Annotated in this window: 13 protein-coding genes; 8 read left to right on the top strand and 5 right to left on the bottom strand. The window is 43.5% G+C overall.

The genetic code is table 11. From position 1 onward, the window contains the following. The first annotated feature begins 360 nt into the window (after positions 1-360). The 4 genes from GX089_02840 (at position 361) to GX089_02855 (ending at position 8657) form a co-directional block, all read left to right on the top strand. Positions 361-4551, top strand: coding sequence for a tetratricopeptide repeat protein (locus GX089_02840; GenBank protein NLP01405.1), 4191 nt, complete (start codon positions 361-363; stop codon positions 4549-4551). A gap of 16 nt (positions 4552-4567) precedes the next feature. After that, positions 4568-7228, top strand: a complete 2661-nt coding sequence (locus tag GX089_02845) for an AMP-binding protein (protein ID NLP01406.1) — start codon at positions 4568-4570, stop codon at positions 7226-7228. A gap of 183 nt (positions 7229-7411) precedes the next feature. Further along, positions 7412-8299, top strand: a complete 888-nt coding sequence (locus tag GX089_02850) for a DUF3078 domain-containing protein (GenBank protein ID NLP01407.1) — start codon at positions 7412-7414, stop codon at positions 8297-8299. Positions 8300-8423: 124 nt separating this feature from the next. Further along, positions 8424-8657 carry a hypothetical protein gene (locus GX089_02855; protein ID NLP01408.1) on the top strand — a complete coding sequence of 78 codons (234 nt, stop codon included), beginning with the start codon at positions 8424-8426 and terminating at the stop codon, positions 8655-8657. Between the two features lie 284 nt (positions 8658-8941). On the opposite strand, the gene GX089_02860 is transcribed toward GX089_02855, so the two are convergent. Beyond that, positions 8942-9196 carry a SemiSWEET transporter gene (locus tag GX089_02860; GenBank protein ID NLP01409.1) on the bottom strand — a complete coding sequence of 85 codons (255 nt, stop codon included), beginning with the start codon at positions 9194-9196 and terminating at the stop codon, positions 8942-8944. 170 nt (positions 9197-9366) lie between these two features. Here GX089_02860 and GX089_02865 point away from each other — a divergent pair, with 170 nt between their 5' ends. The 3 genes from GX089_02865 to GX089_02875 all read left to right on the top strand — a co-directional run bounded on the left by GX089_02865 (position 9367) and on the right by GX089_02875 (position 14914). Then, positions 9367-10707 carry a chorismate synthase gene (locus tag GX089_02865; GenBank protein NLP01410.1) on the top strand — a complete coding sequence of 447 codons (1341 nt, stop codon included), beginning with the start codon at positions 9367-9369 and terminating at the stop codon, positions 10705-10707. Between the two features lie 152 nt (positions 10708-10859). Continuing rightward, positions 10860-13046 carry a hypothetical protein gene (locus tag GX089_02870; GenBank protein ID NLP01411.1) on the top strand — a complete coding sequence of 729 codons (2187 nt, stop codon included), beginning with the start codon at positions 10860-10862 and terminating at the stop codon, positions 13044-13046. 8 nt (positions 13047-13054) lie between these two features. Continuing rightward, the gene (locus GX089_02875; protein NLP01412.1) at positions 13055-14914 is read left to right on the top strand and encodes a DUF5011 domain-containing protein; all 1860 of its coding nucleotides are present in this window, start codon (positions 13055-13057) and stop codon (positions 14912-14914) included. 24 nt (positions 14915-14938) lie between these two features. On the opposite strand, the gene GX089_02880 is transcribed toward GX089_02875, so the two are convergent. From GX089_02880 to GX089_02895, 4 genes are all read right to left on the bottom strand, one after another. Further along, complete coding sequence (locus GX089_02880; GenBank protein NLP01413.1) at positions 14939-15493, bottom strand: hypothetical protein; 555 nt, start codon at positions 15491-15493, stop codon at positions 14939-14941. A 1267-nt stretch (positions 15494-16760) separates the two neighbouring features. Beyond that, the gene (locus GX089_02885) at positions 16761-17165 is read right to left on the bottom strand and encodes an NUDIX domain-containing protein (GenBank protein ID NLP01414.1); all 405 of its coding nucleotides are present in this window, start codon (positions 17163-17165) and stop codon (positions 16761-16763) included. 31 nt (positions 17166-17196) lie between these two features. Further along, entirely contained in the window at positions 17197-17637 is a 441-nt protein-coding gene (locus GX089_02890; GenBank protein NLP01415.1) for a hypothetical protein, read from the bottom strand. After that, a complete protein-coding gene (locus GX089_02895) occupies positions 17630-17890 on the bottom strand; it encodes a hypothetical protein (protein NLP01416.1) in 261 nt (86 codons plus the stop codon). The genes GX089_02890 and GX089_02895 overlap by 8 nt, the downstream gene beginning before the upstream one ends. 398 nt (positions 17891-18288) lie before the next feature. Between GX089_02895 and GX089_02900 the strand changes: the two genes are divergently transcribed. Then, the coding region (locus GX089_02900; GenBank protein NLP01417.1) for a hypothetical protein at positions 18289-18532 on the top strand (244 nt) is incomplete at its 3' end.

Consider the following 18532-nt stretch of genomic DNA (forward strand, 5'->3'; position numbering starts at 1 on the left):
AGAGTAATCTGCTGGTTCAGTTTGGAAGACCTTTATCTGCAATACATGTTTAAAATAGTTCAGGTGACCGGATGAGAAATTATGAAACTTTTTTTGTGTCCTGTTTAACTTATTAACATACACCGATTTCTTATTCAAGGCCTGTATCGGCCTCGTAATCGGAATGTCCGTGTAATAGCATACAGATAATTACTGAGATGCTACTTTAAGATTTGATCAGGCTTTTATTGTGTTTGATATCGATCCGATTTATTACGTTACTTCTAATTCTATATTTAGATTGCGCATAAAGGGGGTCATAGCTATATTTTTCTGTATCCCTATTCACGATCCATAACATCGACATTCAGGAGATCATTCATGGGAAAGGAAATATTCACCGGGCGCGTATTGTTAACAAGATTCTTCAAAGAATTCTTTCTGAAAGCTCTTGAGGAGAGTAAAGACAGCCGCTCTTTTCTTCCTTTCAGAAAACAGCGTGACCAGGAGGAGATTGTCAACCCCCGCATTTTTCTGTTTCATGGCCATGATGGGCTCGGGAAGACATCGGCGCTTAACGCCTGCATCCGTGTAGCAGAAGATGCTGCCGAAGAAGCAAAAAAGGAATTGAATGTTATCCATATCGACTGGAAGCAATGGTATTCAGAGAAATGCTCCATTCCCGGTACACCCAGGGAATTCAACAATTCACTCTGTACGATTCTCACAGGCAAGAGCCTTGGGATAGAATCATGCCTTGCAAACTGCAAGAGTATCTCAGAGAAAGTACAAAAACTCGATGACTTGCTGAAGAATATTGCAGGAGATGAATGGCCGAAGGAGATTTTCGCGGACTCCGACCCAAATACGACCTATAACGAATGGATTCAGAGCAAATTAACAAAACAGGATATTGAGTTCCTGGGAAAATCCGAAGATCTGAGAGCCGAGGCGATTGCAAACGGGCTCGCTGAAGCTTCGCTTGAAAATGCCCTTATTCTGGCAATTGACAGCTACGAATACCTGCCGCCTGAGATCGACCAGTGGCTTCACAGGGCTTTTTTCGGAAAAATTTATAATCAAAAAAACCGGATTATCACCATAGTGTCCGGATGTAACGGGTTTACCAGAGGTTTTCGCAACGAACTTCCCGAGGAACTGCTTTTCCAGTTTGATTTCTCCACCAATCCGATGACTCTAAGCGACATCGCCTCCATTGCATCAAAAGAAGGTATTGCATTGACTGAAGAGGAGATATACAGGATCGAGCAGTGTACTGCCGGTTTTCCTCTTTTTGTTCGTGATCTTGCTTTGTACCGGAAAAATGGGATTGGCCCCGAGATTATCCCGGAAACCTACAGTGCAGAGCTGCCTTCTCCAATGGAAGTTGCTGAAGGAGTAACATCCAGGTTTCTTGGTTTCTGCACTGATCAGACAATCAGAGAGCGGGTTTTCAGCCTTGCTATGCTGCGCCATTACGATGAGTCTTTTCTTGGACAGCTATGGGGTGTTTCTCCCACTGATGTACAGAAAAACATCAAGGAATTAGCAGAGCAGTTTTCTTTTATATCAGGTAATTCAGTTGATCCACTTGTGCGGAGTTGTCTGATAAATTTCCTCATGGGTGAATTTGCGAAAAAAGGAAAATCGCTCTTGTCAGGATTTTTTGAAAATTACTCAAATATATGTACATCATATTTTCAGGAGCAGCTTACCGCAATCCAGGATCAGGAGCCTGCTTCAGGTAAAAGATACGAAAACCATCGCTACAGAGCAGGATTAGCCAATTATATTGATGGTCTGATGTGGGGCTCGCCCAAAAGTGTCATTGAGCTTATTCCTGGAATTTACCTTGAACTCCAGTATTTTTGTCCTTCTCTTGCAATACAGATACTCTGGCAGCTAAAGGAATTTGAGCCGGTTATTCCCGGAAAATCGGTTCCAACATTAGAATTGCTGCAAAGAGGCGGGCTACTGGCTGACCGCTCTCTTGTACTTGATAGTTTACCGGTTCAGGAAGTGGAGAGGGAGATTGTTGATTTTCTGTCTGGTTGTTCTCAGTTAAGTGATCTGCAGAAATCTTTGCTTCATCAGAAACTTGGAGAGATGGAGCTCCGCATGGGTAATTTCAGTGCTTCGATGGAGCAGTTCGGTAAAGCACTTTCTGCCGGTCCGGTATATGAAGATGGTTACCTTTATGATGATTTCGTGATGCTTGGATATGGATTTCTAAAAGAGGGGAAGCTTGATCTTGCAGTTTCCGCTTTCAGTAATGCTGTTCTTATCAGGGGTGACAGGTTTGTACCCCTGCACGAGTCCGGTATTGCACAGGTAAAATTGAAACAATATGATTCTGCAGCAACATCCCTCACCAGAGCATCGGAAATAAATCCTGAGAATCAGGAAACCTGGTTTAATCTGGGTTTGGCATGTGCTGCTCTGGATCGGTATGAGGAAGCCATTGATGCATTCACTAACGCCACAAAGAAAGGTCCTCAGCGGGCAGAAATATGGTTTGAGGCGGCTAAAGCATATACTTCTGTTAAGAGATACAATGAGGCTATAAAGGCCTATGAAGAGGTTGTAAAGCTTGATGCTGAAAATTACGAAGCCTGGTTCCGGATGGGGCAATGCTGCTCTATGCAGGGGTTGTCAGACAAAGCTGTGGAGGCTTTCAGAAAAGCAATCGAAATAAAGTATGATTATACAGAAGCGGTGATGGCAATGGGGCAGGAATTGTATGACCGCGGATTTTTCGCTGAATCAGCGGAAGCCTTTGAACATGCTGTAAGTCTTGATAAAAATGACTTCGTGGCATGGAACTCACTGGCACTTTCTTATTATCATGCGGAAAACTATGAAAAGGCGATTGAATCGGCTCAGGCTGCTGCCGCTTTGAAAAATGATGAATCCGAGCCTTTAATGACTATCGGGCATGCTCAGACTGCACTGGGTAATTTTGCAGGAGCCGATGAGGCCTATGCGCGGGCATCAGAGATCAATCCGGACAATCCTGAAATCTGGAATCATATTGGAAACAGTTTTTATGCTCAGAGTCTCTACACTGAGGCCATTTCAGCATTTGAGAAATCAATAAAGCTTAACCCGGTACAGGAATCGACCTGGCTAAGTATCGGGCTGGCATATCAGGTTCAGGAGAATTTTCCCAAAGCAGTTGAATCGTTTGCCAAGGCAGTTGAGATTGAACCCGGCAATTCAGAGAGCTGGTTTCAGAAGGGGCGTGTTCACATGTCTCTTGAGCAGTACAAGGATGCTGCAGAGTGTTTCGGCAAATCCGTGGAAATCAATCCTGATTCACATGATGCCTGGTACAGGCGGGGGCTTGCCTGCGCAAAGATAAACGATCACAAGAGGGCAATCGACTCTTTTGTGAAGGCATCCACACTATGGTCTTCAGATCCGGATATCTGGTATCACCTGGGACTCTCATATAGTATAACAGGACGTCACGAGGAGGCGGTCAAGGCCTTCAGGGAGGCATCGAATCTTGCCCCATCACGTCATGAAATCTGGCATAACCTGGGTCTTTCCCTTAAATCTCTGGAAAACTATCAGGAAGCCATAGACGCCTTTACAGCAGCTTTAAACATCGCTCCTGAAAAAGCCGAAACCCTGGTCAATATGGGACAATGCCAGTATTATCTGGGAAAATACGATGAGGCTAAAGAGACATTTACACAGGCTGTAAAGTTTGAACCCGAAAACCTCGATACCCTGTTTCATCTGGGACTTGCCTGTCATGCGCAAGGCCAATACACTGAGGCTATCAGCCACTACAAGGAAATAACTGAGAAAAAGCCGGATTCAGGAGATGCCTGGTACAATATGGCACTTGCATTCCATGCTCTTGCAGATTACCCGAAAGCCATTGAAATCTACAATATCACAGTGAAAAAATGGCCACAGAATGGCCCTGCATGGTACAACCTGGGTCTTGCTTATCATACGGTAAAGAAGCTCGACAAGGCAGTGAAAGCTTATCGTGAGGCAGGCCGGCTTAATCCAGATCAGGCAGAAATATGGTATCATCTGGGTTTATCGTTCCATGCATTGGAGCAGTTCGGTGAAGCAATCCAGGCATATCGCAGGACTGTCCATCTTGTCCCTGACAATTTTGACGCATGGTTGAATCTTGGCCTTGCCTATCAGGCCTGGGGACAGCATCTGGATGCAATGGATTGCTTCTCCAGAGCTTCGGAATTAAAACCCGATAACCCGGATGCCCTTGGGTATCTTGCTGTAAGCTGTTATGAAACAGGAGACTATAAAAAATCCCTGGATTCAGCAATAAAGGCACTAGAACTTAAACCAGATGAGACCTGGATAATGGGATATGCTCTTCTCTCCTCTGCTCTGAGCAGACATACCGATAAGGCAATAGAGTACATGGAAAAAATATCGTCTCTTGACCCCTCCGGAAATGAACTAAGCAGGGTTCTTTACAATCTTAACAACTTTCTAAAGAAAAATCCTTCCAGGGAGGATCTGGAGGTGATTAAATCCAGACTTCAGGAATCTCTTCAAGACAATGAAGCAATGCAGATATCCTGAGTTTGTGGAGTAGTACATGAATAAACTGGTATATGCTGACCTGCTTCGAAATTCTCTTTTGACACACGCACAAAAAGCATGCTTGCATATAAAAAGAGAGGGCAGATATCAGAGCTGGACCTATGCAGATTTTCATCGTGATCTCAACCGGCTCTGTTCAGTTTTAAAAAAACAGGGCCTTAAAAAGGGATATAATGCAATCGTAATCGGAGAGAACTCGCCTGAATGGGTAATCGCTTTCCATGGAATTTTCCTCACAGGTGCATGTGCAGTTCCGGTTGATCCGAACATCCCCCCGTCGGAAATTGAATCAATCCTGTCAATTACCGAGGCGAAAATTGTTTTCTGCTCTCCGGTTTACCTCAATCTGTTCCGTACTCTTAAGCAAAAATATGGATTCCTGGAAAAAATCGTTCTTCTGGCAAATCGTTCAGATGAGAAAGAACCTCTTTTTGAGGAGTTCATCGCTTCCGGTAATGAGGAAAAGGATGCTTTTTCGGAGAAATTCGAACCGGATGATCCAGTAGCGATCATCTTTACCTCCGGTACCACTGGTAAAGCAAAAGGAGCTGTTCTCTGCCAGAAAAACTATACCGTTGTGTCCAGATATGCTGTTCCAAGAATGAACGTTGGTCCGGATGATACGATGTGCGCGGTTCTTCCGCTACATCATGTTTTCGGGTTCGCGGCATGTTTGGCTGCAGCCCTGTCAAGCGGCATGGATGTGGTTCTTGTTCCTTTTGTTAAGGGGCCCCTGATCCTTGAGGCACTAAGAGAAAAAAGTGTGACAATTCTGCCCGTAGTCCCTAAAATGATCGCTCTTTTCTATGAAAGCATCCTGCATAACGTTAAGAAAAAAGGACCGGTTGTTTCAACTGCCTTCAAGGGAATGAAGACTGCCTCTGCCATGGTAGGAGATACTCTGGGACAGGAATTCAGGCGAAAGCTGTTTTCGAGTGTACACAGTAACTTCGGTGGGAAACTGCGGCTTGTGATTTCCGGCGGTGCTGCACTGGAGAAAAAGTACTGGAATGGTTTCCGGCTTCTTGGATTCAACATAGTTGAAGGTTATGGATTGACAGAGACACTTGGCCCTATTACACTCTGCCCGGGTAATGATCCCCGGTTGGGTTCAGTCGGACCGGTTCTTGGTGAAAACGAAATAAAGATCATCGATGCTTCTGAGTCAGGTATCGGAGAGGTGTTGCTTCGCGGCAACTGTGTTTTCAAAGGATACTACAAAAACGATGAGTTGACAGCAGAAGTTTTCGACAAGGATGGATGGTTTCATACAGGGGATCTGGGGAAACTGGATAAAGATGGCTATCTTTACCTGTCAGGCAGAAAAAAGGACATGATTGTGCTTGACACCGGAAAAAACGTCTACCCTGATGAACTTGAGGATTATTACGGTGCATCTCCACTAATCGAGGAACTGGGAATTTTCGGTGTAAAGCAAAATGGGCCCGAAATAGTTGCCGCTACTATCGTTCCATCACTGGAGATCAGAAAAACCCATTCCATAAAACAGGCCACAGAAATTATCTATAACGAGCTTATCAGGATGGGAAAAGATCTGCCTGTTTACCGGCGCATTTCCGATTTCGCCACAGTCTACTCCCCTCTTCCCAGAACCACAACACGTAAACTCAAGAAACAGGAATTGCTTAAAATCTACAACTCAATCAAACGTAAATCCAGTAACCGTCTGGTTCCTGAGGAGCAGCTTTCGGTACTGGAGATGGCTCTGATGAGTACTGAGGAGTATTACGGAGTTGTAGAGAGCATAAAGAAAGTTTCTGAGAAGATCGATGCCCAGATAATAAACCCGCGTTCTCATCTGGAAATAGACCTGGGACTCGATTCACTTAAAAGGATAGAACTTCTGAGCGAAATTGAGAAACGCTTCTCCATCCACATAACCGAAGATGTATTCGACAAGATGGAATCAATAGGCGATCTTGTTTCGATGGTTAAAGAAGGCAGATATAATCCTAAAGAAGCATCCGTTGAGAACATAATGAGTCTTAAGGAACGGATTCTTTCGGAAAGCACCGGTATAATAAAGTTGCCACGGGATGAGTCTTTTCTTGGCCAGACCTCGGTTGTTCTGAGCAAAATTGCAGGTGCCGTGCTGAGTGTGGATGCAACTGGAACAGACCTGTTTAGGAAGCATTCATCACCACTGATCTTTGCATCCAACCACTCTCATCAACTCGATGCCTGCTGGATTCTCAATGCTCTTCCGGATGAATATAAGAAGGGGACGTTCTTTCTTCCCGAAAAGGAGACCAGCAATCTTTACCAGGTTCCCTATTCTTTGCATCGCAGAAATATGCTCAAACCGGGGAAAAATGGTGACCCTATCGAGATGCTGAAGATTTATCTCATGGTTTTACGCAGTTCCAGAAATCTGATAGTTTTCCCGGAAGGCGATATAGATAAAAGCGGAATCCTCAGACCATTCAAATCAGGAATAGGGTTGCTTGCACGGGAAACAGGTGCCACAATAGTGCCGGTACGGATAAAACCTAAGGGAGAGGAAAACAGAAGGACAATTGTGGCATTTGGAAAACCAATCGTGTTTTCTGAACTGGTTTCAACTGGAATCTGCAGACCAGATTGCCCTGCAGAGGATATTTCAGAGTATATCCGGTCGGTTGTAAGCGGGTTGTAATCAACTGCCTGCCTGCAATCAAACATCCGGGTCTTCTTATTCCTTTTTTCATTCTTTGCTCTTTTCTCCGCATCTTCACATGATTCTCTCATTCTCTTTTTATAACAGCTATCATCCTTGCTGTTCTGTCCTGCATGGTACATTTTTACTGATATCCCCTCTCCTGCTGTGGTTTGTTATCAGATGTTGTTTTACCGATTAGTTTTTTTAACTTTCATACTTGTTCAGCTCTGTTACCCCTCGGAAAGATGGCAGTATTCGCTGGATGCTGATTTAACAGTAGCCCTCAATACATTCAGTAGTAACTGGAAAAGCAAAGATGCAGGAAGTCTGGCATGGGTTTCAAAAATGACTGTTATGGTGAAAAAACGGTTGTACGAGAAAGCTCTTTCAGAAACAACAATCAAACTCATTTTTGGACAGACAAAGTTACAGGACAAAAGCACTAAAAGATGGTCTTCGCCGGAGAAATCGTCGGATGATATTCAGGTGCAGTCGGTTTTACGCTTTGATATCGGAAAATTTATAGATCCTTTTTTATCGGCTCACTTGAGGAGCCAGTTTGTAGATAACAGAAGGGATACAGATAAAAGGTATCTTAACCCTGTAGAGTTTACTGAGAGTCTGGGATTTGCACGCGACCTGATAAAAACCAAGAGTATAACCTGGAATACCAGATTTGGATGTGCGCTTCGCCAGAGAATCGACTCTGATCATCCACTGCCAAAAGATACAGTCGGCCATACCTTGTATGTTCTTGATATTGTTAAAGATGGCGGTGGTGAGATCGTGTCGGAGTTTAAGTTTTTGAAACCTCAGACTCTGATGGTTAATAGCAAGCTGAAGATTTTCTCTGCTTTTATCAGTTCTGAGGCCACAAAGAAAGCGGAAACTGATTTTTGGAGGTATCCGGATGTTTCACTGGAGACCTCTGTGAGTTTTTTCCTTACCCGCAACCTGATTCTTTCATACTACTACAACATCATTTATGATCGTGAATTCGACAAAATGCCCAGATCAAAGCAAACTCTGGGAGCAGGCCTGGGTATTGATCTCACCTCTGGAAAGTAACGGTTTTTAAGGTTTGTTCCGCAGCCACATCTTGACTAAAAAATTATACACTCCTATGTGTACACCATGTAGAATCTACATTAAGTAATCCGGACTTTTTACTTGAATTTACAGGAGCTTACACATGCATACCGCTATAGTTATTAAACAGAAAGTCAATTCCGATAAAATTGTACTCAGCTTTCCTGAGATAAGGAAACTTATTGGAAGAGAGGTTGAAATAATAGTTCTTGTGGAAGGAGAAATTGAGGATAGTTCGGTACCGCCACGGGCATTACAGAATTCAGGTCACGTTGCCGGATCTGTAGTCCTTGATGAAGAAGCGATGAAACAGATCCTTGCAAATCGTTTCCTTTGAATCCTACGTTGTCTCGGAGGTGAAAATGTGACTTAATCAGTTAAATTACAGGGTTACCTCGAAGGTGAAACCGTGACTTAACTCGTTAAATCACGTAGTTATCTCTGAGGAAAAATCTGATAAAAGCTTTTCCAGGAAAAATGTACAGGCGACATTAACCAGGAGGCCGGAAGCGCATTTTCTACTATAATAGTGGATCTGCTTTTTCAGGTCTGAAACCCGGGACATTACTCTACGGTAATTGGTGGAGGTTCCCTTTTCAGTGTGTTTCCTGAAATTGAATTCTATTTGTATTTGATTTTGAAGATCAGGATTATTATCGCGAAAACAAGCGTAACAGAGTTAGCCAGAATAACAGGCCACTCCCCAAGAATTATACCGTATATCAGCCACAGCAGCACGCCAATTGCGAAAAGCAGAAACATTGTAAAGGAAAGATCTCTTGCGGACCGGGTTTTCCAGACTCTCAGAACCTGAGGCACAAAAGAGATGGTTGTGAGTGTTCCTCCCATCAATCCTATAAGCATCTCTATTTTCATTGTATTTCCAGTCCTATTACGTATAAAAGACAAACTCTCTGTATGAGTCTGAAAATATATCCTGTCTTCTTTAGAAAAATCGCCTCTCTATCATATTTATAATGATTCCCTTTTAACTGATGTATTTATTATTTTGAGATGTTAAAATTCCTTTTCTTTCAGGAGAGCGCATGTTTGGCTGTCATTTGGGGAAACTGTTTCAGGTTACTATAGCTGGTGGATCATACCAGGAAGGGCTGACATCTGTAATTCAGGGTGTTCCCCCGGGAATATCTTTAAATGAGCAGGAGATTTATGGTGATCTTTTGTTGAGGAAGCCTGGCGCAGATGAGCTTTCTTCACCTCGTAAGGAACCGGATCTGCCTCTGATCTACAGTGGTCTCAATGCAGCCGATACAATAGAGGAAGCAGGAAACGAGAACCACACAAATGGCACTCCCTTAACTGTACTAATCCCGAATCTGGACCGTCATTTTATTCATATCAAACAGTACCAGGATACAAACAGAACACCTCGTCCTGGCCATGCCTCATTTGCTTCCTTCATGAAATACGGTCCTGATGATGATGCTATCGGGGCAGGAATTTTCAGTGGACGATACACATCTGCGATTGTGGCTGCCGGTTATATCGCAAAGAAGATACTGCGTTTATCAGGAATTAATGTGTTCTCTTATGTTAAAGAAATGGGAGGCGTAAGCTGCCCTGAGATGAACCATGATCTCATCAGAGAAAAGGCAGAGAGCTACAAAGAGATGCGCAGGGATTTTGATCCTTTTTATCAGGAGATATATGTAAAGAACCGCATCACCATGTCTATGCGTTTTCTGGAAAAGGTGCGGATTTTCTCGGAGATAGAGAAGGAAATCGATGCAATACGTGATAAGGCTCCTATTCCTGACAAAAAGGAGATCAGTGAAAAATACGACGTTCATCCTGTCTTGAACTGTCCTGACCTGGAAGTTGCCCAGGCAATGGTTGATGCAGTGAACCGGATTTCTGCCACTGGGGATTCTGCTGGCGGAGTAATAGAGGTGATCGCCACAGGAGTTCCTGCAGGGATGGGAGAACCGGTGTTTGAAAAGCTTGATGCTGAATTAGGGAGAATGCTGGGCATAGCAGCAGTCAAGGGAGTAGAGATTGGTGCCGGCTTTGCCGTCAAAGACATGACCGGTTACCAATCAAATGACAGGATGCACTCAGAAAGTGGTAAAGTTGTGTTTGATTCCAACAATGCCGGCGGGATTACAGGTGGCCTGGCAACCGGGCAGGATATCGTTGCACGTCTTGCTATAAAGCCGACTCCTACTATCGACAAGAAACAGAATACAATTGACAAGTATACTTATGAAAATAAGGAGTTGGCGGCAATAACCCGTCGTGATCCCACAATTGTGGCCAGAATCTGGCCGGTTGCGGAGAACTACACTGCCATTGTTCTGCTCGACCAGTTGATTGCGCATCTTGGATACCAGGCTTTACGGAGAACGGTTCCGGACTCAGGCAGATAGTTTGTTAAAATTTGGGTTCAAAAAAGCGTGCAATTATAGTATTATTATCATTTAAGCGATTTATTTTGTCTATTGTCTATTAATATAGATATGAACGTATTAAGGAAATTTCCCCACTAAAAACGGAAATACAGGTAGCAGGAAGGGTAAATATGGGAAAAATCTGGACATTATTGCTGGTTTGCTCTCTTGGCATCTTATCATTTCAGCAAGGGGCTCTCGCACAGTATGATGATTTCGGGGGCGACTTGGATGATTGGAATGATGCCGATCTGGAAGCTTTAGAAAGCGAATTCGATCTGGAAGGGGAATCAACACCTCCCCCTGCTCCGGCAAAGAGTACTCCCGCTCCTGAAAAGCAACCCTCAGTGGAAAAAACCGAGGCACCAAAGCCTGCTGCTGTCACAACTCAGCCGCAGCCTGCCACACCCACACCGAGTTCATCTATAAGCACTACACCTGCTCCGGCGCCCGCACCAGCTCCGGTTTCTACACCTGCGCCCTCTCCGGCACCTTCTCTTTCCATTCCTACTGTTACATCAGGTACTGCTGTTCTGAGAGCCGGGCCTCCTCAGATCCTTATCACAAGACCTGTTTACGCCCCTTACTCAACCGAAGAAAAAACCATGTATATTGCCGCTGTATCTGAAGCTTATTTTCATTTGAAAATTGGTGCACTGCCGGGTATTCAGGTGATATCGCAGGAGAAGATAGCTAACAATGTTCAATACTTCAGAGATTTCTCCCGTCGTATTTCCAGAACTTCCTATATAGATGCAGCAAAGAAACTGGGCGCCACTTATCTGTTTTATCAGGAATATGAACCTCAGGGCAAAAAGGTTAAATTCAATCTGGAGCTTTATTCTATTGCCGAGAACAAAAGGCTAACCTCCAGTACCCAGGAATTTGCTATCCAGGAGATTGAAAACGGATTGTTTGATTGTGTAAACGAGATTGCGACCGCTCTGGTTGGTACTATTCCCTCAGACGTACAGACGATCCTGGCAACTGATGTACTTGGTAAAAATTCAAAGGCGATTGAAACATTTGGAAATCAAATCGTTTCTGTAGGTGATTTTTCCCAGAAAAGAGCGGAAAATGCGGTTAATGGCTTTGAAAAGCTGGTCAATCAGAATTCTCAGATGCATGCAGCAAGGTTTATTACAGCCGCTATCTGCTCCAGAGCAAAGCAGTATGATAAAGCTATTAGTCACCAGAAAAAGCTTATCTCCACTTTTGGCAGTTCATATCCGGCTCTCTACCTGCAGTTAGCTTCATACTATCGTCAGGGCGGCAAATACAATGATGCGCTGGATGCTGCAGAGCAGGCTATGAGTGAAAATTCGTTGGAACTTCCCGCAAAGGCTGAAATTGCAAGAATTCATGAGGCCAAAGGGGATTTGAGCAGAGCCAAGAGTGAATATCTCTCTGTACTTGAAAAGGGCGGAGAAGATGGAGAAATCTATTTCCAGCTTGCTTTGGTCAGCATTGGTCTTAATGATCTTTCCGGCAGCTCCAGCTATTTATCCAAAGCGGCTTCTGCAGGACGGGAACTGGACAGAGGTGATTATTATGACCTTGGTTTAAGGTATGCAGCTCTGGGGAGCGCAAACGATCAGGCAATAGAGGCGTTCAGAAAAAGTCTTGGTATTCAGCAGGATAATGAAGATGCCTGGAGGCAGATGGCTGAATTGTACTCAAGAATGCGTCAGGACAGTGCAGCAGCAGAATGTTACATAAGCCTCTTCCATATCAATAACGAAGCCTACAAAGATTATCTGCCCAAGGCAGGAATGATGTTTGAAGGGTTGGGGATGACTGAACGCGCCAAAGATGTTTACTCGCTCTTTCTGGCCAGAAGATATACAGATGTGGAAGTTTCTGTGAGACTGGCAAAGATCGAGGTTCAGGAGGGAAATTGTAAGAGAGCTGTTGAGCTTGTTGATGGAATGGACACTCTCCCCTCAGTGGGAATGGAAGTTAAAAGAATAATGGAGCAGTGCGGCCAGCCGGAACGCAGAGTAGTTGTAGCTACCGGAACAGGAGACAAAAAATGGGTTCCTGTTTTTATCTGGAGAGTTGCCTCAGGTGTTCTCACAGCGGGTGCTATAGGAGTAGGGTATTTCTGCGATATGCAGGTAGCAGAAAAATACGATCAATATCAACAGGATAAGGAAAAAGGTAAAGGCGATTATGGCAATTATGTTTATATAAATGATCTACACAATCAGATCGAGAAGTGGAAGAATTACCGAAACTATAGCTACATCGGTGCTGGTATTGCAGGGTTAAGTTTCGCGGTTTCTATCCCTTTACCCATTATCTTTTCTAATCGTTGAGGTGGAATATGCGAAAGAAAACTGGATTATTGCTGGCTCTCTTATCTCTGTTAGCGGTGATGAGTTGTACCGATGTTCCATTCGATCATCCCCTGGATGCTCAAGGGAGTAATTTCATAGGAAAGAATAACCCGGATTTGCTCCTAGATGAAGATGGGAATGGAATACCATATTTTCTCGAAGATGATGACGGGGATGGGATACCAAATTATAAAGACCCGGATAATGACACTATAAAACCGGTGATTACCCTGACTGGTGAAATGACAGTCTATATCAAAGTCAAAGATCCTGAAAAAAAGGTGGAGCTCTATTCCAATATCAAATCCGGCTACTGCAGCGCGGTTGATGATATAGATGGAGATATCACCAGTGAGATTAAAATCACCCATAATATTTCAGTTTTTATTCCGGGGACATATCAGATGACTTACACAGTCTCGGACAGGGCATTCAATGCTGCTGACCCGGTAATCCGTACTTTTGTGGTAGTCCCTGAATCAGTAGTAGATACTTCCGGCCCGGTGATCAGTCTTAACGGCCTTCCCGAAGTAACAATTTACCAGGGAACGGAATATAATGAACGCGGAGCAGAAGCTTATGATATCGGTGATGGCCAGCCTTGCGCAGTTACAACAAGTGGAGAAGTAAATACTGCTGTTATTGGAAGGTATGAAATAACATACACTGCAGTGGACTCTAAAGGCAATGTTTCTTCTATAAAGCGTACTGTAGTTGTGCAAGCGGTACATGAAGAAGACAATATTCCGCCAGTTATTACTCTCAATCCACCGGACTCCGTTTTCCTAGAATTGGGTCAAGCATTCGTTGATCCGGGAGCCACAGCAATAGACAACAAAGACGAAAATATTACCAACAAAATCCAGGTAACCAATCCGGTCAAAGTCGACAGTGCTGCAGTTTACTGGGTGATTTACACTGTAACTGATGAGGCCGGTAACTTCACATCAAAACGCAGATACGTAAAGGTGGGTGGTGGAGGCGATTTCACTCCACCGGATCTTACTCTGATTGGTGAAGACTCTATGGCCATAGCAGTTGGAGCAGATTTTGTTGATCCTGGGTATACAGCCGTTGATGATGTTGATGGGATAATCACCAATCAGGTTACCAAAGATCCTCCTACAATCAATACAAGTGTCGAGGGACTACACATTATTACATACACGGTATCTGATGCTGCGGGTAATGTCACACAAAGAACAAGGAAAGTGATGGTTTCCAGCACAATCACTCTTGATCAGGTACCCCCTGTGATAAAACTCCTGGGCGATAATCCGGATACGGTAACAGTTGGAAAGAGTTGGACAGACCCTGGCTGTACTGCTACCGATAACATGGATGGGACAATTACCTATAATGTCAAGAAAGAGGGTGAAGTCAATACCCAGGTAGTGGGAGAATACACAATAACTTACTCTGTCAGCGACAAAGCTGGAAATAAGACTGTAGTAACCAGAACAGTTATTGTAACGGCGGTTGTCAGCCTTTTCCAGAAATACGGTGTCCCATCTCCAGACCCTCTTCCGGCCGTTGGTAATGCCCAGTATAAGAACCACACTATCGAGGGTGATGCTGATCCCGATATGCTTTATACTGTTACCTCATTTACTTTCAACTGGGATCCAGGACAGAACAAAATTTACAGTTTTGCATTTAATTACGGTGTTTCTCCATACTACAAGAACTTCGAACCTGAACACAATTTCAATTCTCCAAAGCCCAAATTCACACTTGAGGACTCAGAGGTGGATGGTCTTGATGGAGAATACTATATCGTAATGCAGGATGAAAACTGTATCTGGGTAAGAACAGACGGCAGCTTCGCCATAATCTGGGAGCCATAAGCTCTTTATAAAAACAGGGGCGCTTTAAAGCGCCCTTTTTTTTTCTTCTGCCCTGATATATTCTTCCAGACTTTCTGCAAATTCATCCAGTTTCTCTCTCAGAATCTTCAGGTAAAACCAGTTAATGGATTTATCAAGAGTAACATTCTGAATAAAGCTCAGAACAGATATTTCATCTTCTCTGATAACACTGTAACTAGCATGGTAATCGAGAATACGGGGAAAAAGTTTACTGTTCTGTCTGGACTCGATCATCTCAATTTTCACCATCGAGCTCTCAGGCAGGAAAATCCGCCTGTAAACAGACCTGCTGGAATAGAACAGATATTTTATAAGAATTTCAATATCGTAGTGTCTTTCCCCGGTACTAAGTAGTTTCTGATCCGATGCATCAGTGGAGTAAAGCTTAACATGCTTGAAGTCGTAAAGCAGGAAGAGCAGAGAGTCAGTCTGAAGACTGCTGTTCAGGGTAAATTTGTAAGTGAATTCATTTTCTGAGTGTATGAAAACGGGTGAATTAATATGAGAAATTACCGGGAGAGCTGAAAGAAAGTATAAGAACGCAGCAAAACGCATCATTGATCTCCTGTCCGGAACCAAATTCCGGAACAGGGCAGATTTTAATTTCCGCACCTGGTGAATTGTGTTTCTTGTTTTATTTCTGGAATCAAAATGTGTGCCTTAGATTCCAATTGTTATCGAAGAAAATTTCTACAGCAATATTAACCCTACTGGGCTCGTATAACTTATAGCGGTAAGGTAATACCGCAACCTCCTTCTTAAGGGTGAAGGTGCATGAAACCCCCGGTCGGAAAAAACTGAACGGGGGTTTTTTATTATTTATAAGATCGAAGCTGGGATTTGAGGTACCGAGGCATTAGATGCCAAATACTGGTTCTATTCTTGAGGAGATGAAAATGGGATGTTCTAAATAGGCTTCTGATTTACCTCAAAGGTAAAACAGTGACTGTTAAATAACTGATTTACTTGCATGTCTAAATCAAGAAAAAGCACAGAGTTTTCTTTCTGTTAGAATGTTTTAGAAATTTTGAGGGTGAGAAATGACAAATTACCTCAGAGATGAAATAGTGATCTTTCCACTTTCCGAAGCAAGTAATATGGCTTGGGTATTTCGGGATTGCTATTTTGAGGAATTTTTCATGGATCGATATCCCAAAACAAGACACAATAATTCCACATAACATGCGAATTAATTATGGTGACTGAAAGGTCACCACTTCACATGCCTCCTTCTATAGGGTGAAGGTGCACGAGGCCCTTGCTGAGCTACGGTTCGGCAAGGGTTTTTTATTATTAAGGTATCTCACTGATCAAAGATAATGTGTATCGTAGCAGGTCACGGGAGTTAGGTAAAACACGCCTTAACGCTTCATCAGCACTGAACCAGGAAGGATCTCTCCCCGGCTCACCCTTCCAATTTACCTCAGAGGTAACACAGTGACTGATAAATAACTGATTTGCCTGAATGTTTGAATCGAGGTAAAAATACGGAGTTACCTTTTTGTAAGAACGTTTAGAAATTTTGAGGCTAAAAATGGTTGTTAAATTACCTCAGAGATGAAATAGTGCTTCAACATGCACCAAGGTCTTAAGCGATTAACCACTATTTCTATCTTCCAAACCAGGCAATTAAGGCATGGGCTTTGGGGAATTGCTATTGTAAGGAACTTTTCATGGATCGGTATCGAAAACAAGACACAATAATTCCATACAACATGCGAATTTAATATGGTGACTGAAAGGTCGCCACTTCACATGCCTCCTTCTATAGGGTGAAGGTGCACGAGGCCCTTGCTGAACTACGGTTCGGCAAGGGTTTTTATAATTAAGGTATCTCGCTGATCAAAGATAGAGTGTGTTGCAGCAGATCACGGGAGTTAGGTAAAACACGCCTTAATGCTTCCTCAGCACTGAACCAGGAAGGCTCTCTCCCCGGCTCACCCATTCCGGAGGTTTTAAGAAACCTGAAGAGAAAAAAAACGACTTCATAGTTTTTCCCCCCGAAACAGTAGTTAAGAATACCAGTTTTTTTAACAATTTCTCCCTCTATGCCGGCTTCTTCGTAAAGTTCCCGCCTGGAGGCTTCTTCCTCGGATTCTCCGTCTTCCAGATGTCCTTTGGGGAATACCCACTTAGTGGGATCCTTTTTAGACCGTATTAGCAGAATTTTAACCTGCCGGTCGATAATCCTGAAGACAATCGCACCAGCCTGGTGGACAGGGATTTTCATGGTTAAAAAAATAGTATATCCGGGGTCCAAATTATCGTGATTTTTTTGATCTTCCCAGCATCTGCAAAAATACTAATACCATGCTTCCTAAGGCAGTGATCAGTGCTATCGATACCTTTGTAAAATCGAGTACTGGAGCCACTGTTGTTCCTTTCGGACCAATGCTTATGGTTGCCACCGGTCGTGCCAGAGAAACGCCTCCCCCCCCTCCTCCACTTCCTGCACTACTCTGTTCCTTTATATCTCTTTCGCCTTTTGCAGGATAGTTCCCGTAGCCTTTTCCATACCCTATCCCCATCGCAACAGATACTTCTGAGGCTGTAATTACAGTGTACTCTCCTACTGTCAGTGGCTGCCCAAAGACAGAGTCTACATGAGCAACAGCGATGAATTGCTCAAATACCTCTCTGGCATCCTCATTATTCTGTACATCATAAGTTGTGAAAGCATTCTTTTCCTTTTTCTCATCCATACTTCTGCATCCTTTTTGCAAATGTTAATATCAGCAGACTTAAAAGAAATGACCCAATCTGTATTAAGCGGGTAATATCTATGATTATTTTTTTCTGTACTTTTCCGTTCAGGGATGTCCTGATAAAGGCAGGTATGATAAAAGCACCTGAAAATGAACCAGCTTTCAAGACAATAGCGTTTGAGTGGAGGTAAATCTCTCCCATCACTCCTGGAATGTCTATTCGTTTATAGTCACTAATCCATTTGAGCATCTATTCTCCAGTTTTCAATTGTTAGAAGGTTTGAGGTCTTACAAAAGGTAAGCAAGTTTTGTGCCCATGGGGGTTGAAGTCACGTATTCATCTTTCTGAGATCCTTACCTCAGAGGTGAAACAGTGGCATAGGAATTTTAGGCAATAAGTCATCTCTGGGGTCATTCTCCTTCTGTGATGCTCTCACCCCGGAGGTGACTTTTTGACTTAATTCAACAGGTCACCAATAAAGAGGTGAAATCTTCCCTTCTTGCGAGATAACATAGTGATATGTGACCCCTGAGGCAATAATTCACCTCAGGGGTGAATCTTCGACTCAAATTTGCCCCGATTTTTGCTACTCTCTTTTTACCCTGAATAACCCTCAGGATACACACGTGTATAGTAAAGGAGGACACATGGCGACCAAACCAAGAATGATCGTCCCGAACGCCTTCTACCAAATCAAATCCGCCTGCATCCCTGAACTAAAAGTCTTCTCAAGTGAAAAAATGAAGAATTTCCTACTCAAACAGATCTCTATCGCCAAGGAAAAGTACTCCTTCAAGTGCTTCTCCTGGTCTATCATGGATGACCACTATCACCTGGTGGTTCAATCCAGCGAAGAAACCATCTCCAAATTCATGCAGCGGGTTAACTTTA

The organism is Fibrobacter sp. (genome assembly GCA_012523595.1).
Lineage (GTDB): Bacteria > Fibrobacterota > Chitinivibrionia > Chitinivibrionales > Chitinispirillaceae > JAAYIG01.

Bases quoted from the DNA above. Each gene is read 5' to 3' on its own strand.
- GX089_02840 (NLP01405.1), top strand. From the start codon at position 361: ATGGGAAAGGAAATATTCACCGGGCGCGTATTGTTAACAAGATTCTTC.
- GX089_02845 (NLP01406.1), top strand. From the start codon at position 4,568: ATGAATAAACTGGTATATGCTGACCTGCTTCGAAATTCTCTTTTGACA.
- GX089_02850 (NLP01407.1), top strand. From the start codon at position 7,412: ATGTTGTTTTACCGATTAGTTTTTTTAACTTTCATACTTGTTCAGCTC.
- GX089_02855 (NLP01408.1), top strand. From the start codon at position 8,424: ATGCATACCGCTATAGTTATTAAACAGAAAGTCAATTCCGATAAAATT.
- GX089_02860 (NLP01409.1), bottom strand. From the start codon at position 9,196: ATGAAAATAGAGATGCTTATAGGATTGATGGGAGGAACACTCACAACC.
- GX089_02865 (NLP01410.1), top strand. From the start codon at position 9,367: ATGTTTGGCTGTCATTTGGGGAAACTGTTTCAGGTTACTATAGCTGGT.
- GX089_02870 (NLP01411.1), top strand. From the start codon at position 10,860: ATGGGAAAAATCTGGACATTATTGCTGGTTTGCTCTCTTGGCATCTTA.
- GX089_02875 (NLP01412.1), top strand. From the start codon at position 13,055: ATGCGAAAGAAAACTGGATTATTGCTGGCTCTCTTATCTCTGTTAGCG.
- GX089_02880 (NLP01413.1), bottom strand. From the start codon at position 15,493: ATGATGCGTTTTGCTGCGTTCTTATACTTTCTTTCAGCTCTCCCGGTA.
- GX089_02885 (NLP01414.1), bottom strand. From the start codon at position 17,165: ATGAAAATCCCTGTCCACCAGGCTGGTGCGATTGTCTTCAGGATTATC.
- GX089_02890 (NLP01415.1), bottom strand. From the start codon at position 17,637: ATGGATGAGAAAAAGGAAAAGAATGCTTTCACAACTTATGATGTACAG.
- GX089_02895 (NLP01416.1), bottom strand. From the start codon at position 17,890: ATGCTCAAATGGATTAGTGACTATAAACGAATAGACATTCCAGGAGTG.